We start from the raw sequence: 22,007 nt of genomic DNA, 5'->3' as shown, positions 1-22,007 counted from the left end.
GATGAACCTCTCCAGCTTCGGTATCGGCGACAGCCTGGTGCGGGCGACGCTCGCCATCCACCAGCCGCCGATCGGCAGCAGCACCAGCCCCGGCGCGCTCATGAAGACGTTCAACTTCGACTTCAACCCGTCACAGCTGTCGCTGACCCGCAGGGCCAACTGGAAGACCACGCCGACCGCCGCTGTACGCGACGGCGCCGTCCCGGAGTTCATGGGGCCCGAGCCCCGGGAGATGACGGTGGAGATCTTCCTCGACCGCTCCGACGACCCCGACAGCAACGATGTGCGCAAGAAGGTCGAAGCCCTCTTCTCCTGCTGCGAGACGACCACCGCCAGCATCGCGGCGAACCAGCCGTCGACCCCGTGGGTGGTCTTCGAGTGGGGTGCCTTCTCCACGGCCCGCTTCAACGCGTACGTCAGCTCCGTGGAGGCCCAGTACACCCTCTTCAACACCAACGGGATGCCGATCCGTGCCGTCTGCCAGGTGAACCTGCACGAGATCCCGAGCAGCACCCTCGGCCAGAACCCCACCTCGGGCGCGCTCACCACCCGCCGGGTGCACCGGGTCGTGGCCGGCGACTCGCTCCCGCTCCTCGCGTGGCGCGAATACGGGGACGCCACGGTGTGGCGCACTATCGCGGAGGCCAACGACATCGACGACCCGAAGGCGCTGACGCCCGGTACCGAACTGATGCTCCCCGCCGCCGAAGAGGTCGGCGTCTGATGTCCGACATCGGTTTCTCCAACATCCTCACGGTGCAGATCGCCGGCACGAAGCTCAAGTCCCCGGAGAACACCAAACTGGTGGCGGGCCGGGTCGACTTCGGGGCGGGAGTGCCCGGGGCGTTCCACCTCACCTTTCGCGACGACAAGAAGGACATCCTCGCCAAACTGAACGTCGAGATCGGCGCGCCCGTGGTCATCACGCCCCTGTCCGACGGCAAGGGCACGCCGCTGATCACCGGTGAGGTCACGGCGCTGGAGACCGACTACGACCGCACCGGCACGTTCACCGTCATCCGTGGCTACGACAAGGGCCACCGCATGCTCCGGCAGCGCAGGGTCGCGGCGTACAGGAACAAGACCGCCACCGAGATCGCCGTCGAACTGGCGCGCAAGAGCGGCATTCCCCTGGGGAAGACCCAACGGACCAAGGGACAGTACGAGTTCATCAGCCAGGCCAACGTCACGGACTGGGACTTCGTCCAGCGGCTCGCGGACGAGAACGAGATGGTGATGTCCATCAACTCGAAGGGCCGGTTCCAGTTCGTCAAGCGGCAGCAGGCGGCGTCGGCGCCTCCGGAGAGCTTGCCGAGCGCCCGGAGCGCCCTCCTGCTGAAGGGCGGCGAGGAGATCCTGCGCTGCCGCGCGGCGGTGACCTCGGCCGACCAGGTGACCGCGGTCGAGGCGCGCGGCTGGAACGTGACCACCAAGCAGCCCCTGGTCTCCAAGGCGCCCGCTCTGAGCAACACGGGCTTCGCCATCGGTACGACGCCGTCCGAGGTGTCCAAGACGTTCGGCAAGGCCGAACTCGTCGTGACCGACACGCCCTACGACAAGCTGGACGAGGTCAAGCACGCCGCCGACGCCGTGGCCGACGACGTGACGTCCTCCTTCGCCGAGGTGGAGATCACGGCGCGGGGCAACACCGAGCTGCGTCCCGGCGTCGCCGTCACCCTGAAGGACGTCGGCAAGCCGTTCCAGGGCAAGTACACGGTGACGGCGGCCCGCCACACCTTCGGCGACCAGGAGCACTACGAGACGTTCCTGAACGTCAGCGGACGTCAGTGGCGCTCACTGTTCGGGCTCACCTCCGGAGGCGGCGGGGCGGGCCCGGCCGGGCTGCCGAGCGTCGCCAACGCCCTGGTCACCGACATCAAGGACCCGCTGAGGCAGGGCAGGGTCAAGCTGAAGTTCCCGTGGCTGGACGACATGTACGTCAGCGACTGGACCCGGACCGTCCAGTTCGGCGGGGTCAAGGGCGGCAGCATGATCTCCCCGGACGTCGACGACGAGGTGCTGGTGGCGTTCGACCGCGGCGCCCTGGACCACCCGTACGTCATCGGCGGTCTCTACAACGGCGTCGACAAGCCGGACCCCGTCGACGTGCCGGTGTACGACCCGACGCGTGGCAAGGTCACCCGGCGCACCCTGTCGGACCGCAGCAACAACCGGCTCGACCTGCTCGACCAGAGCGTCGGCCTCAAGCGCGGGGTGCGGCTGTCCACCGGCGACAACCGGCTCACCATCAATCTGGACCGGACGAAGACCGAGATCGTCGTGGACAGCAAGGGGAAGGTCTCCATCCGGGGGACGGGCGCCGTCGCCATCAACGCGGGCGGGAACCTCTCGCTGAACGCCGTGGGTTCCATGACGATCCGCAGCGGCGGACCCATGAACATCAACTCCGGTGCCCTGTCGGTGCAGGCGGGTGTCACGTCCGTGAACACGAGCGCGCTGAGCGTGTCGGCCGGTGCCGCCATGACGCTGACCGCAGGACTCGCCCTGAAGATCAACTCGGGTCTGGAGGTCGGCCTGAACGCACCCCTGGTCCTGTCCAAGCTGAAGCCGGTCCTGACGGTGGGAGGAGTCTGATGGCGGAACGATTCGTCGGCTCCGGATGGGCCTTCCCGATGCGTATCAGCCCCACCGGCGGCATCGCCCTGGTCAGCGGGGAACGCGAGGTCGAGGAGGCCATCCGGCTCGTCCTCTCCACGGCGCCCGGTGAACGGCCGATGCGCCCCGAATTCGGCTGCGCCATCCACGACATGGTCTTCGCCCCCGTCAACGAGGCCACCGCGGGCCGGATCCAGCACGAGGTACACAGCTGCCTGGACCGCTGGGAGCCGCGCATCGAGGTGGACGACGTCGCGGTGACGGCCGGCGCGGAGGACGGCGTCCTCTTCATCGACGTCCGCTACTCGATCACGGGCACCAACAACCCGCGCAGTCTGGTCTTCCCGTTCTACGTGATCCCCTCCCACGACGGGCCCGAGGGGTCCGGCACCCCCGACGAGCACTTTGGAAGCGACCGCTGATGGCCCTGCCCTCCCCGAACCTCGACGACCGGCGCTTCCAGCAGTTCGTCGACGACGCCAAGCGCTACATCCAGCAGCGCGCCCCCGAATGGACCGACCACAACGTCTCCGACCCGGGAGTGACCCTCGTCGAGACGGTCGCCCACATGGCCGACCAGATCGTGTACCGGCTCAACCGGGTGCCCGAGAAGAACCACCTCGCGTTCCTGGACCTCATCGGGATCACGCTCTTCCCGCCCTCCGCGGCACGCGCCGACGTCACGTTCTGGCTGTCGGCGCCGCAGCAGCAGCCCGTCGTACTGGCGACGGGCACCGAGGTCGCCACGGTCCGCACCCAGACCGAGGACGCGGTGGTCTTCGCCACCGAGCGCGAACTCACGGTGATCCCGTGCGAGTTGTCGTACCTCGTGGTCCAGCCGACCGGTCAGGAAGCGGTCGATCGCACCTCGGACCTCGCCGAGTCCAAGGACGTGAACTGCTTCACGGAGGCTCCGCGCCCCGGGGACCGGATGCTGTTCGGACTCAGCGCCGCCGTGCCGGAGTGCGTGGTCGTCCTGGAGCTCGACAGCCAGGTGGACGGTGTGGGTGTCGACCCCCGGCAGCCGCCGCTCGCCTGGGAGGCGTGGACCGCCGACGGCTGGGCCGCCTGCGACGTCGACCGGGACACCACCGGCGGGCTCAACCGACCCGGTGAGGTCGTGCTGCACGTCCCCGCCGGCCACGCGCTCTCCCGTACCGGGCGGCGCGAGGCCGGCTGGCTGCGCTGCCGGGTCACCGAGCCGGAACAGGGCCAGCCCTTCTTCACCACCTCGCCCACGATCCGCTCCGCCGAGGCGTTCAGCATCGGCGGCACCACCGGCGTCGTGCACGCCGAGACCGTGCGGGACGAAGCGCTCGGGGAGTCCACCGGACTGCCCGGACACCGGCTGCGGCTGGCCAACAGCCCCGTCGTCGGCGACGCGCAGCCGCTGCTCCTCCAGATCGCCGAGCGCGACGGCTGGGTCGACTGGGAGACCGTCGGCCACTTCGCCGCCTCGGGCCCCACCGACCGGCACATCACCCTGGACGCGACGACCGGCGAGATCACCTTCGGCCCGTCCGTCCGCGAACCGGACGGCACCCTGCGCCAGTACGGGGCTGTACCGCCCAAGGGCGCGCCGATCCGGGCCCGCCGCTACCGTACGGGCGGCGGAAAGGCCGGCAACGTCGCCAGGGGCGCCATCCAGGTCCTCCGCGACTCCGTGCCGTACGTCTCCGACGTCGTCAACCGGGAGGCCGCGCGCGGCGGTGTCGACGGCGAGACCGTCGAGGAGGCGAAGCGCAGGGCGCCCATCGCGCTGAGCGCGCAGGACCGAGCCGTGACCCTGCGGGACTACGAGGAGCTCGCGCGGCGCGCCGCACCCGAGACCGCGCGCATCACCTGCCTCGCCGCCGAGCCGGACGAGCACGGGGCGCACGCCGTGCGGGTGCTGGTCGTGCCGCAGGCCGTGTCGGACCCGGGTGGCCGGCTTCGCTTCGAGCAGCTCGTCCCCGGCGACGACCTGCTGGGGCGCATCACCCGGTACCTGGACGAGCGGCGCCTGATCGGCACCCGGCTGGCGGTCGGGCCGCCGTTCTACCAGGGGGTGACGGTCGTCGCGACGGTGCACGCCTTCCGCGGTACCGACACCGACCGGGTCAGGCGGCAGGCGCACGACGCCCTGTACCGCCATCTCGACCCGTTGACCGGTGGCGCGCACGGCACGGGCTGGCCCTTCGGGCGCCCCGTCCAGGCGGGCGAGGTGTTCGCGGTGCTGCAACGGGTGCCCGGCGTCGAGCTGGTGGACGAGGTGCTGCTGCACCCCGCCGACCCGCTCAGCGGCAAGCGCGGCGACCCCACGGAGCGGATCGATCTCGAAGCACCCGCGCTCGTCTTCTCGTTCGACCACCGCGTCCGGGTGATAGGGGACGCCTCGTGACCACGAGCGGGAGCGCGCGCGGCTCCGTCGACGGACTCGGCTCCTCGGCACCGCTGGCCGCGATGCTGCCGGCGGTGTTCGCCGACGACGACCTCGCCCAGCGTTTCGTCGGGGGCATCGACGAGGTACTCGCGCCGCTCCACAACGTGCTCGACTGCCTGGACGCCTACTTCACCCCGTCGCTCGCGCCGGCGGACTTCACCCGCTGGCTCGGCAGCTGGGTGGGCGCGGAGACCGAAGGACCGGACACGGCCGGTCGCGCCGAAGGCCCCGTCACGAAGGCCCCGGTCACCGCTTCGTCCGCCGGGTACCCGCAGGACACGGAGGCGACGGCCGCGCTGCGTGCCGCGGTGTCCGCCGCCGTACGGCTGCACCGCATCCGCGGCACCCGGCGCGGACTGGCCGAGGCCGTACGGCTCGCCTTCGGCGTGGAGCCGGAGATCACCGAGAGCGGTGCTGCCGCCTGGGACGCCAGGCCCCTGGGCCCGGTCCCCGGCGAGACCCGCCCCCATCTGCACGTCACCGTACGGCTGCCGGAGCCCGGCCCCGCCGCCGAGCACCGGCTGGAGCGCCTCGTAGCGGCAGCTCGCCCCGCCCACATGCCTTACACGGTCCAAGTGACCGCTGCCGAAAGGACTTCCGACAGGTGACCAGTCACCAGGCTTCCCCCTCCACGCCACCAGCCTCCGCGGCCACCGGAGACACCGGGGACCAGCCGCGTCAGTGTGCCGAATGCGGCACGCTGACCACTCCGGGGCAGTCCTTCTGCGACGGCTGCGGCGCGGTACTGAGCTGGACCCCCGGCAGGGGACGGGGAGCCGCCGCGGACACCCCGGGTACTCCGGGCTCCGACCCGGGCCGCCCCGCCACGTCGGCCGACGCGGAAGCGGATGCCGGGAGCACGGTCCCGGCGCGCGAGCCCGCGCGCGCCGACGCGCCGACGGCGGAGCCCGAGGAGGAGGAGGACGACACCCTGACCTCGATCCCGGTCATCTCCGGCACGCAGCCCGTCCCACAGGCCGCTCCGGCGGCCGGGACCCCGGACCCGGACGCGAGTGAGCGGGCCAGGGCGCTGCTCGTACCGGTCGCCGATCAGCGGGCCGCCGACCCGGCACCGGAAGTGGCCCCGGTCCTGCCCGGCATGCCCGCGGCGGCCCGCCCCAGGGTCCAGGCCCCCATCGGTGAACCGGCCTACGAGACCGGCCCCCCGTGCCCCTGGTGCGAGGTCGGCAACCGCCCCGACCGGCACTTCTGCCGCCGCTGCGGCATGTCCCTCGCGGAGCGCCCCGGCGTCCCGGAGGCCCGGCGCCCCTGGTGGCGCCGGATGCGGGACTTCGGCGACCGCCCGACGCCCTGGGCGGGCGAACGCCCGAGGCTCCGCCGGGGCATCGGCCGGATCTTCACCTGGGTCGCGTACGGTCTCGCGCTCGGCCTGGTGATCTACGGGGCGTTCCACGTGGACACGGCATGGAACGCGACACGCGACCACTTCGCGAAGCGGGCCCAGATCAGCCCGGACGCCGCCGACGCGTCCCGTTCCTTCAAGGGCCACCCGCCGAAGGCGATCTTCGACAAGATCAACAACAGCTGGTGGGGCCCCGGCGTCTCGCAGTCCGCCGAGGGGGAGTGGGTGGAGGCGCGCTTCCAGGAACCCACGCGTCTGCTGGACATCCTCATCACGTCCGGCATCTCCACCAAGCCCTCCGACCTCTCCGAGGCCGCGCTGCCGCACCGCATGGACGCGGTCATCACCACGGCCGACGGGAAGAAGAGCACGCGCCACATCAAGCTCGACCAGATGAGCGGCCCCCAGCAGCGGAAGTTCCGCGCGCAGAACGTCGTCAGCGTGCGGTTCATCATCCGCTCGGCGTTCAACGCGGGATCCGACAAGCAGGTCTCGATCGCCGAGATCGAGTTCTTCACCCGCGCCACGACCAGCGGAACCTAGAGGGCGTCCGTACGGATCCGCCCCTCGACCGGCTCTCCGGAGCCCGATGTCGAGGGGGCGGCTGTGCGTCCCGGGCGAAGCGGTACGTCCTCAGAGGATCAGGCCCCTGGCGCGCAGATACGGGACGGGGGAGAGGTCGGAGCCGAACGCGGGCCCCGTGCGGATCTCGAAGTGCAGATGCGGCCCCGAGGCGTTGCCGGTCTCGCCGGACCAGCCGATGAGCGTGCCGCCCTGGACGCTCTGCCCGACGACGGCCTTCGCCTCGGAGAGGTGGGCGTACTGGCTGAACGTGCCGTCCTCGTGCCGGATGACGACCTGGTTGCCGTAGTCCCCGCCGGGGCCGGCCGTGACGACCTCGCCGGGGCCGATGGCCTTGACCGGTGTGCCGGTCGGGACCACGAAGTCGACCCCGGTGTGCAGACCGGTCGACCAGGAGGAGCCCCGCTGGTGGTACGGGGTGCCGGCCGGTCCCTCGACGGGAAGGGTCCAGCCGCCGGCGTCGCCACCGACCGGGACGACCATCTTCGGGTAGGACTTCATGACGGCCTTGACGTACTCGTACGTCTCCCCGTCCGCTCCGCTCGCCCGCGGCACACCGCCGTACTCCTCGACCGTCCTCCAGCTGACGCGGTAGCCGGCCAGGGCCAGTTCCAGGGGAGTGCCCCGGAAGCCGGGGTGTTCCTTCGCGGTCCGCAGGAGCGCGCACATCCTCCTGCCCTGCGACGGTATGGCGTCCGCCGGGTCGAGGACGTCCTTGACGCCGTCGTTGTTGCCGTCGATGCCCTCGGCCGCCCAGTCGGCGTCGGAGAACTGCGCTATGCCCCTGGTGACGGGCCGTTCGGCCTGTGCCACGTCGGGCAGGTCATCACCCGGGGAAGCGTCCTGGGAGCCGGAGCCGGAGCCGGGTTCCTCGCCTGACAGACCTTCCTCTGCCAGGTCCCCGTCCTCCGCCCGCTGTTCCTCGCTCCGCGGGTCCGTGAGCGAGCCCTCGTCGTCCGCCGGGCCGTCGGCCGCGACCGACCTGGCCCGCGGGTTGAAGTTGCTCTCCCGCTTCAACTGCGCCGCCAGCACGGGCGCGGTGAGCAGCTTCTCGTCGCAGTCGGCCGCGGCGTCGCGTATGAGCTTCGCGTAGACGACGGGGACACCCACGTCGCCGGCCTTCAACTCGGTGCTCATCGGGGCGGGGACGTCCCCGCCGGCCGCCTCGCTGTCGTCGAAGGTCCCGAGCAGAATGCCTCCGAGCCCGATGGATAACGGCGTCACCACGACCCCGACGATGACCGGCACCATCCAGCGAGCGATCTTCACAAGCCCGAACTCCCCCACTCGACCGTCGCGATGAGGATCACTATGCCATCCGTCCCGCGCCGCACCGCCCGGGTGATCACCAGGCCCGCGCGGCAGCGGGATCCCGGCGGGTCACCCGGCCCGGCGACCCGGTCCGAGGAATGGTCCGGGCCGACGGGAGAGACGGCCGGAGCCCCGCGTGCCGGGCTCCGGCCGCCTCCGCACGACCCGTGTCAGTCCTCCTGGACCGCCATCTCGCCGAGCAGCGACCAGTCGTCCTGCGGGACCTTCGTGTTGACGATCCTGGGCGTCGACACGAGGTGGGGCGGCAACGTCCGCTGGGCGGCCTTGAAGTGCGCGGAGCCGACATGCGCGGCACCGGCCTCGTCGTCGCGGAACGCCTCCACCAGCACGTATTCGGTCGGGTCCTCGATGCTGCGGGACCAGTCGAACCACAGGCAGCCCGGTTCGGCGCGCGTGGCCCGGGTGAACTCCTCCACCACCTCGGGCCACCGGTCCGCGTGCTCGGGGAGGACATGGAACTTCACGGTGATGAAAATCAAGAGGCCACTTCCTTGGTGGTTCGGGGCAGGGTCACTGTCACGGAACAAGGATCGCGCGTCCCCGGATCCTTCCGCTCCCCAGGTCGTCCAGGGCATCCTGGAAGCGCTCCAGCGGGTACGTGGCGGTGTGCAGGCGGACCCGTCCCTGCGCGGCGAGGACCATCAGCTCGCACAGGTCGCCGTAGGAGCCGACGAGGTTGCCGATGAAGTTGATCTCGGCGGAGATGACGTCGATGGTCGGGACGTCGATGTTCTCGCCGTAGCCGACCACGTGGTAGTCGCCCGCCCGGCGCAGCATGCCGACGCCGTCCTTGGTGGAGCCGCCCTCACCGACGAAGTCGATGACCGTCTCCGCCCCGTGCCCACCGGTCAGTTCGCGCACCCGGTCCACCTGGCCGCCGTCGGCGACGACACCGTGGTCGGCCCCGATGGAGACCGCCAGGCCGACCGCGTCGGGATTGCGGTCGACGACGACGATCTCCGCCGCCGTGAGGGCCTTCAGCACCTGTACGCCGATGTGCCCGAGCCCGCCCGCGCCGATCACGACGCAGCGGTCGCCGGGCCGGAGTTTCCGTGCCGCCTTGGCCGCGGCGTGGTAAGCGGTCAGCCCCGCGTCGGCGAGCGCCGCGACGTCGGCCGGTTCGAGGGAGTCGTCGATCCGCACGACGCTGCGTGCGGACGTCTTCAGGTACTCGGCGTAACCGCCCGCGGTGTCGATACCGGGGAAGAGGCTGTTCCCGCAGTGCACGTCGTCACCGGCCCGGCACGCCCGGCACAGTCCGCAGGTCATCAGCGGGTGCACGATGACCTTGTCGCCCTCGGAGACATGGGTGACGGCGCCCCCGACGGCGTGCACCCAGCCCGCGTTCTCGTGGCCGATCGTGTAGGGGAGCGTCACGCCGGACTTCTGCTCCCACTGCCCCTCCAGGATGTGGATGTCGGTGCGGCACACGCCCGCTCCGCCGATCCTGACGATCACGTCGTACGGGCCGGTGACCTCGGGGGCCGGGACCTCGGCCATCTCGAGGTTCTTGCCGTAGCCCACGACCTGGACAGCTTTCACGAGACGTTCTCCTTCTGCGGGGCGGTGAACTGCGCCTGCGGGGCGGTGAACTGTGCGAACTCCTCGGCGCGCGGCACCTGGTCCGCCCCGGACCGCGGGTACCGGGTGCGCAGCAGACCCCGGCAGAAGTGGGCGTTGCCGTCGATCGACACCCGGACCGCGCGTGCGAAGCGCAGCCGGAGCGGGATCTCCCCCTGCGGGTACCGCGTCCCGTGGTCGTCGACGAGGACGTGGTCGGACGGCTCCACGCCGAGCCCCAGAGCCGCGCGGCGCCGCCGCAGCGCACCGGCCGCCGTCACATCGGGGAGGTCAGCGAGGACCACCTCGTGGAGGTCCTCCTCGGTGAGGTCCGGACTCTCGCGGAGCAGGCAGGCCAGGGCACGTTCCATCGCCGCGGAGTGCGCCTTGCGGCGGAACGTCAGCCGGAGTTCTTCGAGGTCCTTCTCCGCCTCGGCCCCGAACGTCCCGCGGTATCCCGCGTCCGCGGCCAGGCCGCGGTTGATCAGGTCCGAGTCGTGGTGGTCGTCGAGCAGCACCACGACATCCCGGGTCCAGGGCAGCGCCGTCAGCGCGTCCTTGGAGTCCGAGGCCATCAGATACGCGAAGTTCGGCGAACAGAACGAGGTCGGGAGGCGGAGCCGGACGGTGAGCGCGCCGTCGGGGGTCACCGTCACGGAGCGCACGAAACCGAGGTCGGTGATCGGCTCGTCCAGTTCCGGGTCGAAGACAGTGTCCAGAGCCGCGCGTGCGGACCCTTCCCGTGCGGACCCTTCCAGTGAGGTGACGGACATGTCAGGCCACCGCCGGTTCGTCGACGCCCAGCCCGGCCGGCACCTCGATGCCGTACATGGAGGCCGCGTTCAGCCCGAGGATCTTCTTCTTCTGCGCCGTGGTGATGGGCGCGTACTCGGTCATGTCCTCGGGGATCCGGAAGTCGACGAACCGCTCGATCAGCCACCGGGGTGTCCACAGCGCGTAGTCGCTGGAGAACTGGATGCGGTCCTCGTCCAGCCAGTACAGCAGCTCGCCGATGATCTGCGCGAAGTACCGGGGCCGGCTGTGGATGAAGGGCATCGCGACCGCGAGGCCGGCGTGCACGTTGGGCTCCTGCGTGGCGATCCAGCAGAAGTCCTCCAGCCGGGGCAGTCCGCAGTGCTCGACGACGAAGTTCATCTCGGGGAACTGCGTGGCCGCCTTGTCGACGTCCGCGACATCGAACGCGTCCCGGTCGAGCGGCCGGATCGTCGGCCCCTTGTGGATGTGGATGTTGTTGATCCCGAGCTCCTGACAGGCCTCGAGATAGCGGTACGTCCACGGGTCGTCGAGCTTGTAGCCCCGGCTGTCGCCCTTCCACTCGGCGGTGTACAGCTTCGCGCCCTTGAGCTGGAAACGTTCCGCGTCCCGGCGCAGCTGGTCGAGCCCCTTCTGCTCGTACCGCGGGTCCCAGGAGTGGTTGTACGTCAGCTTGTCGGGGTGCCGCTGCGCCAGCGCGAAGGACTCCTCGGTCTGGCCGAAACCGTTGCGGTAGAACGCCCCCAGCCGCGCGGGCTGGAAGATGGCGTGGTCGACGTAGCCCTCGACGAAGAGGTCCTTCATCAGACGCTCACCGCCGTAGTAGAGGTAGTCCTCGTACGGCCACAGCTCCGATTCGGGGCTCAGGTTGCGGTGGTAGTCGTAGAAGCAGTCGATGAACTGTTTGCCGTGGATGTTGAGCTGGTTCTCGGGCCGCGCGTCCCAGAGCGCGACGTGCGCGTCCACGATGAAGTAGTTCTCGCCGTCCTTGGAATACATCTCGCTCCTCGGTTCTCGATGAGTGGGGGGTGACCGGGCGGTCGCCCGGAGTCCTGCGTCAGGAGAACTGGATGCCGCCGTCGATCATGACGGACTGACCGGTCATGTAGTCCGAGTCCTTCGAGGCCAGGTAGGAGACGAAGGAGGCCACGTCCTCGGGCTCCTCGACCCGGCCGAGAGCGATCGCCTCCGCGTGCTTCTTGATGGCCTGGCCCTTCTGGATGCCCTCCTCCTGGGCCAGCCGCTCGTCGATCAGGTCCCACATGGCGGTCCCGACGATCCCCGGGCAGTAGGCGTTGACGGTGATGCCGTGCCGCGCCCACTCCATGGCCGCGGCCTGGGTCAGCCCGCGCACACCCCACTTCGAGGCCGAGTACGTGCCGAGCAGCGCGAACGGGCGGTACGCGACGATCGACGCGGCACCGATGATCTTGCCGCCGCCACCCTGGGCGATCATCTGCCGTGCCGCCGCCTGGTAGGAGAGGAAGACACCCCGCAGGTTCACGGCCATGACCTGCTCGAACTCGTCCAGCCCCGTCTCCAGCAGCGGGGTGACCTTGGCGATGCCGGCGTTGGCCACGTAGACGTCGACCCTGCCGAAGCGTCCGGCCACCTCCTCCACGAGGGCGTCGGTCTGCTCCTTGCTGCTCACGTCGGCGTGCACGGCGAGGGCCCGGCGCCCCGTCCTCTCGATGCCGGCCGCGACCTCTGCCAGTTCCTCGCTCATGCCGGGGAGGTCGGAGACGGCCACGTCGAGTCCGTCCCGGGCCAGTCGCTCCGCGATGCTGCGGCCGATGCCCCGGGCCGCGCCGGTGACGATCGCGGTACGGGCTGTGCTGCTGGAGGCGGAAGTCATGGGTGCTCCTGTGCTCGACGGTGAGCGTCCGCACGCTTCGTGCGGTGCTGCCCATCAGCGTGGGGGCGGCCGGTGCCGTCGAGTTTTTCAATGTGGAACACACCCGGCCCGCACTCCCGCCAGGGCTCGCGGAGCGCCCGGTGAACTCGTGCCGAACCAACCGTTGACAGGTGCAAACGCGTTCGTAATATGGCGGAAACACTGCTCATCGGAGGCGCCATGCTCAGTGACAGCACAGCGCGGGACCGGAACATCGCACGAGCGCGCCTGAAGTTCCTGGAAAGCGCGGAGCCGCCTGCGACGATCGTGCCCGAGGGCATCCGGAACTCCTGGCAGCGCTCCAAGTACCTGGGCATCGGCACCGACGAGGTCGTCGTCCCCTACCAGCCCGACTACGACCGGCAGAGCCGTCTGGTCCGTGCCGCGGCGCCGGTCCTCGACCGGCTCGAACGGGTGCTGGCCGGCTCGGACGCCTGCGTGATCGTGACGGACCGCAAGGGCTGGGTGCGCGACCGCCGGGTCGGGGAGAAGAGACTCTCCGCCCACCTGGACCGGGTCCACCTGGCCCCCGGCTTCAGCTACGCCGAACAGTTCGTCGGTACGAACGGCATCGGGGTCGCACTGGAGGAACGCCGCTCCTACGTGGTGCTGGGCACCGAGCACTTCAACGAACGCCTTCAGAACGTCTCCTGCGCGGCCGCTCCCATCCGCAACTCGGTCACCGGCCGGGTCGAGGGAGCCATGAACCTGACCTGCTGGAACGGCCCGGAACGCACCCTCATGGCCGCCCTGGTGCAGGAGGCCGCCGGTGACATCGAGCGTGTGATGTACGAGTTCAGCAGTTCGCACCAGCGCGCCCTGCTGGAGGCGTTCCAGCAGGTGACGCACTACGGTGACCGGCCGGTGCTCTGCCTCGGCCAGGACCTCGTACTCGCCAACTCCGCCGCCTCGGCGAGACTCACCGGGGACGACCACCGGCTCCTGCACGAGGCCGCCGCCGAACTGGGACACGCGCCGCGTACCCGCAAGCAGGTGCAGCTGACCGGGGGAGAGACCGCCCTGATGCGGTGCCGCCGGATCGACAGTTCCGCCGGTGCCGCCGGATACCTGCTGGAGCTGGCCTTCGAGGACCCGTCGTCCGACCGGGCCCCCGGCGGCGTGGCCCGGTCCCGCTCCCGCGAAGGGCAGGAGGCGGCGAAGCCATGGCCGCTGCCCGGCCTGGCCGGGACGGACCCCGCGTGGAACACCGTCTCCCGTACGGCGTCGCGCTGTGCCCGCGACCGGACGCCGCTCCTGCTCCACGGAGAGACCGGAACAGGGAAGTCCGCGCTGGCACGGGCCGCGCACGCGCTCACCGGGGCGGCCTCGGTGCCCGTGGTCGTGGATGCCCGGGACCCCCGCCACGCCCCGGGCCCGGGGCCCGGCACGGAGACCGGCCTGGTGCCCGTCCTGCACGCCGCGCCCACCGGCCCGGACCGGACCCTGGTGCTGCGGAACGTCAACGCCGTGCCCGCCGCCGAGGGGCCGGCCGTGGCCCGGGCACTGGAGGCCGCCGCGGCACGGGGGACATGGATCGTGGGCACGCTCGACCGGGCGCCGGGCGTGCCGGACGCCCTGCGGTCCTCCTTCGCGGAGGCGGCCGCCGTACCGGCCCTGCGGCACCGGCTCGCCGACCTCCCGGCCCTGGTCGACTGCCTGCTGCGACGTATCGGCGCGGGTGTCGAGTGCTCACCGGACGTACTGCCCCCGCTGCGCCGGCACGACTGGCCGGACAACATCCGCCAGCTGGAATCCGTCCTGCGCAAGGCCGCCGCCGGCCGCCGCACGCACCGGATCGAGCTCGGCGATCTGCCCCCGGCCCTGCACAGCGCGGGCAGCCGCTCCCTCAGCGCCTGGGAGTCCGCCGAGCGCGACACCCTGGTCCAGGCCCTGCTGGAGACGGACGGCAACAAACTGCTGGCCGCGCAGCGGCTCGGCATCTCCCGCACGACGATCTACCGAAAGATGAGGGCGTACGGAATCACGCTTCCCGCACGCCGTTGAGCCGGCTCGGGCGGCGTGAGCGGGGCGGAGGAACCGGCGGGGCTCCGGCCGGCCGGAGCCCCGCCGGGGGTCAGCTGGTGGGGAAGCTGTCGGGCGTACTGATGCGGTTCTTCAGCAGCGCCCCGGACTCCGTCAGCACACCGCTGCTGCTGTAGTCGCCGCCGCCGCAGGTACCGGGACGGAACGCGGCGCTGCTCTCGGGAGCGTCCGAATAGGTCCAGTTCGCGTAGCTGATCTTCAGCTGGTCGAGCAGGTCCAGCCAGGCCGTGGTGCTCGCCACGTCCATCGCGCCGCCGCCGGTGGCGCTCACCGTGCCGAACTCGGTCACGAAGAGCGGGAGCCGCGATGCCGCCCGGCTCAGTGTGGAGCGGTAGGAGTCCTTGTGGCTCGCGGCGTAGAAGTGGAACGCGTACATGATGTTGGTGGCGGCGACCGGGTTGTTGACGACCTCGTTCTCGTCGGAGCCGTCCGAGACTCCCAGCGAGGACCAGCCGCGGGTGCCGACGATGACGACGCCGTCCGGGTCGGCCGCCCGGACCACCGGGATGACCTGCTCGGCGTAGTTCTTGACGGCCTGCCAGCTCACGCCGTTGGGCTCGTTGGTGATCTCGTAGATCACGTTCTTCTTGCCGGCGTTGCGGGCGGCGACGGAGGCGAAGAACGTCTTGGCGCGGTCGAGGTTGTGGTTCGGGTCACCCGGCGTCAGGGTGTGGAAGTCGATCAGCGCGTACATGCCGCGGGCCTCGGCCATGTCGACGAGGGCGTTCACGCGGTTGGTGAAGCCCGCCGGGTCGGTCTCGTAGCCGTCCTCCTGTACGTACATGGAGATGCGCAGCAGGTCGGACTTCCAGTCGTTCGCCAGTGCGTCCAGGGACGTGGCGTCGTAGCACTGCTCGAACCACTGGATGCCGTGCGTGCTCATGCCGCGCAGCTGGACGGGGCGGTCGTACTGGTTGCACAGGTTCACGCCGCAGACGTGGAGCTGTCCGTTGACCTCCACGGGTGTTCCGGCGTCCGGGTCGGGGGTGGGCTCGTCGACGGAGCCGTCACAGGTGACCCCGTTGAGCGTGAACGCCGTGGGCTTCGGGTTGGCGCCCGTGAAGGTGCCGGAGAAGCCCAGGTCGGCGACCCCTCCGGTGGCCAGGGTGCGGTTCCAGTCCACACCGACGGCGGTGACCGCCGAACCGGACTGCGACCAGGTGGCGTTCCAGCCCTGGGCGACCTTCTGTCCGGCGTCCGGCATGGTGAACCGGAGCGTCCATCCGCTGACGGGGGCTCCCAGGTTGGTGATCCTCACTCCGGCCTGGAAGCCCCCCTGCCACTGGCCGGCGACCGTGTACTCGACCTTGCAGCCGGTGGCGGCCGCGGCCTGGGGGCCGAACGCCGCCGTCAGACCCAGGACGGTCGCGAAGGTCGCCAGTAAGGCGAACAGGCGTTTCATGGTGTTCCTCCTCGTGCGAAGCGGAATCAGAAGTGGGAGCGCTCCCAAGGTCCATCGGCCCGAGACCGTACACCGGTGGGCCGATGCGCGTACAGGGATTCGACAGGCATTCGACGAAGAGGGGCCGGTACGGGGCACGGCAGCGCGGAACCCGGCCCGCCGGCTGCGGCAGGGCGGCGGACTCCGCGCGCACGCGGTCTCCCGCACGGTGGTCCGTCGCGGGACGAGGACCTGTGGCGTCCCGCTTCGGGCGCCCCGACAGGAGGGCAGGGGCCGGCGGGCCGGGCCACCGGCCGGCCGGTCACCGCGATGGAGACCCGTCCGCCGGGCCGGCGCCGGAACCCCAGGACGAGGTGCCGTGCACGGTGTCCGCCGACAGTACGGGGCATCCCATCAGGGCCGCCGCCGCCAGCACGGTACGACGGGCCTCCGCGCTGTCGGCGGGCGGGAACGCGACCCGGAGCTGGTGACCGTAGGTGCACTCGTACGTCATGAGCCAGCCGGTGCCGTCGACGGCGAAGTGGTCCTGCCGCTGACCGTTGTACTCGTAGTCGCCCCGGTCCGACGTGGGCGCGAACGCGTCGCGCAGGATCCGCAGGCGCTCGTCGTACGGGCGGGGCCCCTCGCCCAGCCGGACGTACACGTGGTCCAGTTCGATCGCGGGGTCGAACCATGGAGCGAGGTCCGGCTCGTGGTGCAGGAGTTCGGAGGTGGTGCTGCGGCTCGTCACACCGTCGAGGAACGCACCGGCCCCGCAGTCGAACCGCTCGTAGTCGTCGTCCCGCGACCAGATCACCACGGGCCAGGACTCGGGAGGTCCCTCGGTCAGCCAGCACACGCGCGCCGCACTCTCCGTCACCGCCCAGGCGAGCAGCCCGCCGGGCTCCGGGAAGAGGGGGTAGGGGTACTGGTCGGGGAAGTCGTCGCGCAGCGGACCGTAGTCCTCCAGGAGGTCGGCCGTGAGCGGCACCGGGTTGCCGTCGCCGAACGGGGTGCACAGGCACAACGCCCCCCAGAAGTCCCCACGCCCGTACGTCGCGACCAGCTGCTTGTAGTCCTCCGGCAGCCGGGTGCCCAGGGTGCGCTCCGCCTCCGCCCAGTCGCCGTGCCCGTCCACCGCTGCTACGGGAGGGGGCACGCGTTCGATCACCCGGGCGACGGAGCTGTGCGGACGGGTCACGTCCCCACCTCGGCGGTCGCAGTACGCGTCATGGCTTCTCCAGGCAGTTCGTCCGGCAGGCCCGCGTCCTCCCTACGAGGGAGAAAGGCCGACGATCTGCAGCATCCCAGATCCCGCGGCCCCACCGCACAGGCCGGCCCCCGTTGGACGGGCCCGCCGTCTGCGGCGGATCTGCACACGGTGTCCGCAGGTGACGGGACGCGCCCCGCGGCTCTCCGGACGGGGCCCGGCCCCACCCTGCCGGCGGCCGACTATGTCCCTTTCGCGGCGGATCAGGGATTCGGCCGGCGGAACGTCCGTCGGTCCGGGGAGTGAAGAAGCTGTACCGGTCCGGAAAGCGATGTGACCGCCTCGGCCATTCGGCGCCGGAGGACCATGGGCGAAAGCGCCGAAGGGTGGCTTCGTCACACCGTCGCGTGCTTACATCCCTCACATCGCGAAAGCCGCAGGGAATTTCGACGCCTCCGGGCGGACGACGAAATTCCCCCGGTGTGCGTGAAAGCGACAAGGGCCGTTCCCCACTGCGGAGTCGGCCCCGGTCATTCTGAATTGACGCGAAGGGAATTCACCTCATGAGCTCCACCCCCCAGATACAGACCCAGGAAATCTCCGACGCGGACCTGGACGTCGTGTCCGGTGGCATCTCCGGCGCCGCTTCCGTCGAGGCGCCCCTCGTCGGCGGCATCGCGGGTGGGATCGACGCCGACCTGCTGTCCGGCAGCGTCTCGGGCGCCGTCGGCAGCAACCTGCTCGGTGTCGCAGGGCTCGGCTCCGCCGCCACGCTCTCGGTCTGATCCGACGCCGACCCCGTACGCCTCGCCACCTGGCCCGCCAGGTCGCGGGGCGTACGAGCAGTCGGGCACCATGGCCGACGCCCACCGGCCCCACCTGGGCCCACGGACCTGAAGACACGGACCGGAGGCTTCGAACGTGAGCGACCCGCACACCGACCGCCGTCCAGGTGGCCCGGGCAACCGGTGGGAGCTCATCTGGAGCCACCGGGACGAACTGCTGGAGATCGCGCGCGGCCGCTCGTCGAGCTCCGAAGAGGCCGAGGACGCGGTCCACGAAGCGATGATCCGCGCCGTGGAGGACCCTGACGTCCAGTACGGCCGGGTGCGTTCGTGGCTCAGGCACGCGACCGTACGCGCATGCGCCGACCGGCACCGCCAGGTCACCCGCGACCGGGAGCTGAGCGAGACCCTGTCCGCCGCCCCGGCCGAGTCCCCCCTGGTCGAGGAGGGCGCATGCGACCGGGCGGAGGCCCGATGGCTGGCCGACCGCAGCGCGGAACTCCTCCCCGCCCGCCAGGCACAGGCCCTGCGGCTCCAGGCACAGGACCTCGACGTCGGGCAGGTGGCCCGGACCATGGGGCTGAGCTACCGCGCGACCGAGTCACTGCTGGCCAGGGCCAGACGCTCCATGCGCAACGTCCTGGCCGGGAGCCTCGCAGCGGCCACCGCGGTGTGGGTGTGCGTACGCAGGTTCCCTCGTACGGGCTTCGCCCAGTCCACAGGCGCGACCTCGGCGGCGGTGACACTCGCGGTGGCGGGCGCGGTCCTGCCCGCCGGCTCCTTCGACCGGCCGGACGGCCGGCCTCCGGAGAGCAGGGCCGAGCCTCAGGTGCCACGTACCGCCCCGGTCGAGTGGCTCCCCGCCACCACCGAGACCCGCACCCGTTCTCACGCCGCATCCCCCTCCCCGGACCCGCGCGGCACCGACCGGTCGCGCCAGGACAGTTCGCGGCCAGTCCCTTCCGTTCCTGAGGAGACGCCGAGGACCTGCGAGCTGCCGGGCACGGTGGCCGTGGAGATATCGATCGATTCCGGTCCACCGGTTCCGGACCTGCCGCCGGTGCCGGAACTGCCACCGGCGGCCACGCCCACGTCGATGCCGTCACTGCCGGTGGACGCGCCGGAGATCCGAAGTCCGGAACTGCCGTCGGCGCCTGCCGAAATCTCTGCCGGAGGTCTCGGCGTCACGGTCCATCCGCCTCAGCCGTCGGCTCCGTGAACAAGGCTTCCCTGTGATCGACCCCGGTCGCTCTTCTGCCCGATGTCTTTGATCCTGGCCGGAGTTCCGTCCGGGGCGAAAGAGTCATGGAAGGTGAAGGCATGCGGCGCGGAGCCGTGGTCGTGGAGGTGCTGGAGCTTGGAAACCCCGTCCTGCCAGGTGGGTATCCCACCGTCGGAGACCCACCAGAACACGTAATTCGGTTTTCCTGTCCGCTCGAACCAGTCGTAACGCCTGTTCAGCGCCTCACGGTGCAGACCGGTGTATATGGCGTCGAAGGCGGGGCGCAGGCCGGTCCAGAGTGAGAGGGTCGTGGCCAGGGCGGTGGTTTCCGCCGTACGCCCCTTGCCGTACCAGCTCGGGACGGCGAACCCTCCCCATGCGCCCCAGTCCGCCCCGAAGAGTTCGCCCGGGCCACCGTCCACCGCTTCGGCATGCGCGAGGTATCCGGGGTGCTGACTCATCTTCCGGTAGACGGCCCCGCCGATGTCGTAGAACTCGCGCGTGAGAGGCGCGGCATCGGACAGAGGTGACTTCAGGACGCCGAATGTGTACAGAGCAAGATGGGACATGCGTCTCTCCCTGGTCGGTGGCCTACGCCTGAGGGGTGAGGGTTCGTGGGGTGTGGCCGGCGCATCCCGTCAAGGGCGGCTCAGCCTGGAGGAACTCCTCTGCGACCGTGAGTGGTAGCCGAGGACCAGGTGAAGGTAGCTGCCTTTGCGGGTCATGTCGAAGTTGCGTTTTCTCACTCCAAGTGGCCTCCCGCATAAGGGATTTCAGCCCTGGGGCCATGACTGGCGGGCCAGGCCGCTCGGCGCCGTACTCGACGAAGTCCTGCACGGACGCCGGGAACCGCTTCTTCCGGGGCACCTTCGACACAGTGACCCGCCCTTGGTGTGCAGCAGCTCGTCCAGCCGCGTCGCGAAGTCCGCCTGGAGTGACCGGCGCCCCTGCCCGATCGAGGCGATCGTGTCCTTGCCGACACCAGGGGGAGCGGAGTCCGGGCGGGACCGCCTGGTGCGAATTTGCCGCTTCGGCAAGCAAGCTTGTCGATCCGGCGCCCCGCGCGCACCATCTCCCGTAACAGGAGGTGATCCGCATGAGCGAGACGAACCAGCGGTACGACGTCGTGGTGATCGGTGGTGGGGCGGCAGGGCTGAGCGGGGCGCTGGCCCTCGCCAGGGCGCGGCGTTCCGTGCTGGTGATCGACGCGGGCAGTCCGCGCAACGCACCCGCGTCCCACGCCCACAACTACCTGGGCAGGGAGGGCATCCCGCCCCTGGAGCTGTTGGCCATCGGCCGGGCCGAGGCCGCGGACTACGGTGCCGAGGTCGTCCGCGGGGAGGTCGTCTCGGCCGGGAAGCTGGCCGGCGGATTCCGTGTCGTGCGGGCGGACGGGGGAGTCGTCGAGGCCCGTCGGCTGCTCGTGACCACGGGGATCATCGACGAGCTGCCGCCGGTGGACGGCATCGCCGAGCGCTGGGGCAACGAGGTGCTGCACTGTCCGTACTGCCACGGCTACGAGGTGCGGGACCGGCCGGTCGGTGTCCTGGCCCTCAGCCCCATGGCCGTCCACCAGGCCCTGCTCTGGCGGCAGTGGACCGACGACGTGGTGCTGTTCCGCCACGAGCAGGCCGACTTCACCGACGAGGAGTACGAGCAGCTCGCCGCCCGGGGGATCTCCGTGGTGGAGGGCACGGTGGCCGGGCTGGAGGTGGCCGGCGACCGGCTCGCCGGTGTGCGGCTGGCCGGGGGCACGGTCGTCCCGCGCGAGGCGCTCGTCGTCCAGCCCCGCTTCACCGCGAGGTCGACGGTGCTGGAGAGCCTCGGCCTGGCGCCCACCGAGATGCTGATGGGCGACCACGTCGTCGGCACCTACATCGCGGCCGACCCCTCGGGAGCCACCGAGGTGCCCGGCGTGTGGGTGGCCGGCAACGTCGCCAACCTCATGGAGCAGGTCGTCGGAGCGGCGGCCGCCGGGCTCAAGGCCGCGTCGATGATCAACATGGACCTCGTCACCGAGGACACCCGGCGCGCGGTCGACGCCCGCCGCACACCCTTCTCGGCCGAGGCCGAGCGCCAGGTCACCGAGCGTGTGCTCGGGGACCGCCGTCACGGACTTCAGGAGATTCGATGACCACCGACAGCACCCGGACCGACGCGGAGATGTGGGACGACCGCTACCGCGAGAGCGACCGGATCTGGAGTGGGAACCCCAACGTGATCCTCGTGCGCGAGATGGAGGGCCTCACGCCCGGCCGCGCCCTGGACCTGGGCTGCGGCGAGGGCGCCGACGCGGTGTGGCTCGCCCGCTTCGGCTGGAAGGTCACCGCCACCGACATCTCGCGCGTAGCCCTGGAACGCGCGGCGGTCCACGCGGCCGATGCCGGTGTCGCGGACCGGATCGACTGGCAGTGGCACGACCTGGGGGCCTCGTTCCCCGAGGGGGAGTACGACCTTGTCTCCGCCCAGTTCCTGCACTCCATGGGGGACCTGCCGCGCGAGCGCATCCTGCGGCAGGCGGCCTCCGTGGTCGCGCCCGGCGGTGTGCTCCTCGTCGTCGGGCACGCCGGCTTCCCCTCCTGGGAACACGACCACCCGGACATGGAGCTGCCGACGACGGACGAGGTGCTCGCCTCCCTCGAACTCCCGGAGGGGGAGTGGGAGGTGCTGCTCAGCGAGGAGCACGAACGCATCCAGAACGACCCGGAGGGCAACCCCACCACCCGCACCGACAACGCGCTGAAGCTGCGCCGCGTGGCAGCCGGCCGCTGACGCCGAGCGCCCGCCGTCCTTCCCCGGGGGGAAGGGCCGGCGGGCGCGCTC

The 22,007-nt window shown here is 70.9% G+C and carries 20 protein-coding genes; 11 read left to right on the top strand and 9 right to left on the bottom strand.

Translation table 11 applies throughout. The features are described from left to right. Position 1: 1 nt before the first annotated feature. From P8A20_RS10350 to P8A20_RS10325, 6 genes are all read left to right on the top strand, one after another. Complete coding sequence (locus P8A20_RS10350) at positions 2-724, top strand: CIS tube protein (protein WP_147957977.1); 723 nt, start codon at positions 2-4, stop codon at positions 722-724. Then, positions 724-2,595, top strand: coding sequence for a VgrG-related protein (locus tag P8A20_RS10345; protein WP_147957976.1), 1,872 nt, complete (start codon positions 724-726; stop codon positions 2,593-2,595). Before P8A20_RS10350 ends, P8A20_RS10345 begins: the two co-directional genes overlap by 1 nt. After that, the gene (locus tag P8A20_RS10340; protein WP_147957975.1) at positions 2,595-3,038 is read left to right on the top strand and encodes a gp25 family contractile injection system sheath assembly initiator; all 444 of its coding nucleotides are present in this window, start codon (positions 2,595-2,597) and stop codon (positions 3,036-3,038) included. The genes P8A20_RS10345 and P8A20_RS10340 overlap by 1 nt, the downstream gene beginning before the upstream one ends. Continuing rightward, positions 3,038-4,996, top strand: a complete 1,959-nt coding sequence (locus P8A20_RS10335) for a putative baseplate assembly protein (RefSeq protein WP_147957974.1) — start codon at positions 3,038-3,040, stop codon at positions 4,994-4,996. The genes P8A20_RS10340 and P8A20_RS10335 overlap by 1 nt, the downstream gene beginning before the upstream one ends. A 62-nt stretch (positions 4,997-5,058) precedes the next feature. Continuing rightward, on the top strand, positions 5,059-5,646 hold the full coding sequence (locus P8A20_RS10330) for a phage tail protein (RefSeq protein WP_187282045.1): 588 nt from the start codon (positions 5,059-5,061) through the stop codon (positions 5,644-5,646). After that, positions 5,643-6,944, top strand: a complete 1,302-nt coding sequence (locus P8A20_RS10325) for an NADase-type glycan-binding domain-containing protein (protein ID WP_147957972.1) — start codon at positions 5,643-5,645, stop codon at positions 6,942-6,944. Before P8A20_RS10330 ends, P8A20_RS10325 begins: the two co-directional genes overlap by 4 nt. Before the next feature lie 90 nt (positions 6,945-7,034). On the opposite strand, the gene P8A20_RS10320 is transcribed toward P8A20_RS10325, so the two are convergent. The 6 genes from P8A20_RS10320 to P8A20_RS10295 all read right to left on the bottom strand — a co-directional run bounded on the left by P8A20_RS10320 (position 7,035) and on the right by P8A20_RS10295 (position 12,504). Then, positions 7,035-8,252, bottom strand: coding sequence for a M23 family metallopeptidase (locus tag P8A20_RS10320; RefSeq protein ID WP_306103376.1), 1,218 nt, complete (start codon positions 8,250-8,252; stop codon positions 7,035-7,037). 212 nt (positions 8,253-8,464) lie between these two features. Continuing rightward, positions 8,465-8,794 carry a putative quinol monooxygenase gene (locus P8A20_RS10315; protein ID WP_147957971.1) on the bottom strand — a complete coding sequence of 110 codons (330 nt, stop codon included), beginning with the start codon at positions 8,792-8,794 and terminating at the stop codon, positions 8,465-8,467. A 37-nt stretch (positions 8,795-8,831) separates the two neighbouring features. Further along, positions 8,832-9,857 carry an NAD(P)-dependent alcohol dehydrogenase gene (locus tag P8A20_RS10310; RefSeq protein WP_147957970.1) on the bottom strand — a complete coding sequence of 342 codons (1,026 nt, stop codon included), beginning with the start codon at positions 9,855-9,857 and terminating at the stop codon, positions 8,832-8,834. Beyond that, positions 9,854-10,648: a metal-sulfur cluster assembly factor gene (locus P8A20_RS10305; RefSeq protein ID WP_306103375.1), complete on the bottom strand. Its 795-nt coding sequence runs from the start codon at positions 10,646-10,648 to the stop codon at positions 9,854-9,856. Before P8A20_RS10305 ends, P8A20_RS10310 begins: the two co-directional genes overlap by 4 nt. A 1-nt stretch (position 10,649) precedes the next feature. Continuing rightward, positions 10,650-11,648 carry an amidohydrolase family protein gene (locus P8A20_RS10300; protein ID WP_147957968.1) on the bottom strand — a complete coding sequence of 333 codons (999 nt, stop codon included), beginning with the start codon at positions 11,646-11,648 and terminating at the stop codon, positions 10,650-10,652. 58 nt (positions 11,649-11,706) lie between these two features. After that, positions 11,707-12,504 carry an acetoin reductase gene (locus P8A20_RS10295; RefSeq protein WP_147957967.1) on the bottom strand — a complete coding sequence of 266 codons (798 nt, stop codon included), beginning with the start codon at positions 12,502-12,504 and terminating at the stop codon, positions 11,707-11,709. Positions 12,505-12,723: 219 nt separating this feature from the next. On the opposite strand from P8A20_RS10295, the gene P8A20_RS10290 reads away from it, so the two are divergent. After that, positions 12,724-14,547, top strand: coding sequence for a sigma-54-dependent Fis family transcriptional regulator (locus P8A20_RS10290; RefSeq protein ID WP_306103374.1), 1,824 nt, complete (start codon positions 12,724-12,726; stop codon positions 14,545-14,547). A 70-nt stretch (positions 14,548-14,617) separates the two neighbouring features. Here the strand turns inward: P8A20_RS10290 and P8A20_RS10285 are convergent, their stop codons facing one another. Then, on the bottom strand, positions 14,618-15,988 hold the full coding sequence (locus P8A20_RS10285; protein ID WP_306103373.1) for a cellulase family glycosylhydrolase: 1,371 nt from the start codon (positions 15,986-15,988) through the stop codon (positions 14,618-14,620). Positions 15,989-16,289: 301 nt separating this feature from the next. After that, on the bottom strand, positions 16,290-17,168 hold the full coding sequence (locus P8A20_RS10280) for an SMI1/KNR4 family protein (RefSeq protein ID WP_147961075.1): 879 nt from the start codon (positions 17,166-17,168) through the stop codon (positions 16,290-16,292). A gap of 572 nt (positions 17,169-17,740) precedes the next feature. Between P8A20_RS10280 and P8A20_RS10275 the strand changes: the two genes are divergently transcribed. Both P8A20_RS10275 and P8A20_RS10270 read left to right on the top strand, forming a co-directional pair. Next, a complete protein-coding gene (locus P8A20_RS10275) occupies positions 17,741-17,962 on the top strand; it encodes a hypothetical protein (RefSeq protein WP_147961074.1) in 222 nt (73 codons plus the stop codon). 136 nt (positions 17,963-18,098) lie between these two features. Continuing rightward, the gene (locus P8A20_RS10270; protein WP_306103372.1) at positions 18,099-19,181 is read left to right on the top strand and encodes an RNA polymerase sigma factor; all 1,083 of its coding nucleotides are present in this window, start codon (positions 18,099-18,101) and stop codon (positions 19,179-19,181) included. Here the strand turns inward: P8A20_RS10270 and P8A20_RS10265 are convergent. Beyond that, on the bottom strand, positions 19,163-19,753 hold the full coding sequence (locus tag P8A20_RS10265) for a DUF3291 domain-containing protein (protein ID WP_306103371.1): 591 nt from the start codon (positions 19,751-19,753) through the stop codon (positions 19,163-19,165). The genes P8A20_RS10270 and P8A20_RS10265 overlap by 19 nt on opposite strands. A 527-nt stretch (positions 19,754-20,280) precedes the next feature. On the opposite strand from P8A20_RS10265, the gene P8A20_RS10260 reads away from it, so the two are divergent. Then, the gene (locus tag P8A20_RS10260) at positions 20,281-21,318 is read left to right on the top strand and encodes an NAD(P)/FAD-dependent oxidoreductase (protein WP_147961072.1); all 1,038 of its coding nucleotides are present in this window, start codon (positions 20,281-20,283) and stop codon (positions 21,316-21,318) included. Further along, positions 21,315-21,956: an SAM-dependent methyltransferase gene (locus P8A20_RS10255; RefSeq protein ID WP_306103370.1), complete on the top strand. Its 642-nt coding sequence runs from the start codon at positions 21,315-21,317 to the stop codon at positions 21,954-21,956. The genes P8A20_RS10260 and P8A20_RS10255 overlap by 4 nt, the downstream gene beginning before the upstream one ends. Positions 21,957-22,007: the final 51 nt, after the last annotated feature.

The sequence above is a fragment of the Streptomyces sp. Alt3 genome, from assembly GCF_030719215.1.
Taxonomy (GTDB): Bacteria; Actinomycetota; Actinomycetes; order Streptomycetales; family Streptomycetaceae; genus Streptomyces; species Streptomyces glycanivorans.
The sequence above is the reverse complement of the archived record's forward strand: the minus strand, read 5'-3'. Positions and strand labels throughout refer to the sequence as shown.

Excerpts from the sequence above, each read along its gene's own strand:
- P8A20_RS10350 (WP_147957977.1), top strand. The coding sequence starts at position 2 with ATGAACCTCTCCAGCTTCGGTATCGGCGACAGCCTGGTGCGGGCGACG.
- P8A20_RS10345 (WP_147957976.1), top strand. The coding sequence starts at position 724 with ATGTCCGACATCGGTTTCTCCAACATCCTCACGGTGCAGATCGCCGGC.
- P8A20_RS10340 (WP_147957975.1), top strand. The coding sequence starts at position 2,595 with ATGGCGGAACGATTCGTCGGCTCCGGATGGGCCTTCCCGATGCGTATC.
- P8A20_RS10335 (WP_147957974.1), top strand. The coding sequence starts at position 3,038 with ATGGCCCTGCCCTCCCCGAACCTCGACGACCGGCGCTTCCAGCAGTTC.
- P8A20_RS10330 (WP_187282045.1), top strand. The coding sequence starts at position 5,059 with ATGCTGCCGGCGGTGTTCGCCGACGACGACCTCGCCCAGCGTTTCGTC.
- P8A20_RS10305 (WP_306103375.1), bottom strand. The coding sequence starts at position 10,648 with ATGTCCGTCACCTCACTGGAAGGGTCCGCACGGGAAGGGTCCGCACGC.
- P8A20_RS10300 (WP_147957968.1), bottom strand. The coding sequence starts at position 11,648 with ATGTATTCCAAGGACGGCGAGAACTACTTCATCGTGGACGCGCACGTC.
- P8A20_RS10295 (WP_147957967.1), bottom strand. The coding sequence starts at position 12,504 with ATGACTTCCGCCTCCAGCAGCACAGCCCGTACCGCGATCGTCACCGGC.
- P8A20_RS10290 (WP_306103374.1), top strand. The coding sequence starts at position 12,724 with ATGCTCAGTGACAGCACAGCGCGGGACCGGAACATCGCACGAGCGCGC.
- P8A20_RS10285 (WP_306103373.1), bottom strand. The coding sequence starts at position 15,988 with ATGAAACGCCTGTTCGCCTTACTGGCGACCTTCGCGACCGTCCTGGGT.
- P8A20_RS10275 (WP_147961074.1), top strand. The coding sequence starts at position 17,741 with ATGAGCTCCACCCCCCAGATACAGACCCAGGAAATCTCCGACGCGGAC.
- P8A20_RS10265 (WP_306103371.1), bottom strand. The coding sequence starts at position 19,753 with ATGTCCCATCTTGCTCTGTACACATTCGGCGTCCTGAAGTCACCTCTG.
- P8A20_RS10260 (WP_147961072.1), top strand. The coding sequence starts at position 20,281 with ATGAGCGAGACGAACCAGCGGTACGACGTCGTGGTGATCGGTGGTGGG.
- P8A20_RS10255 (WP_306103370.1), top strand. The coding sequence starts at position 21,315 with ATGACCACCGACAGCACCCGGACCGACGCGGAGATGTGGGACGACCGC.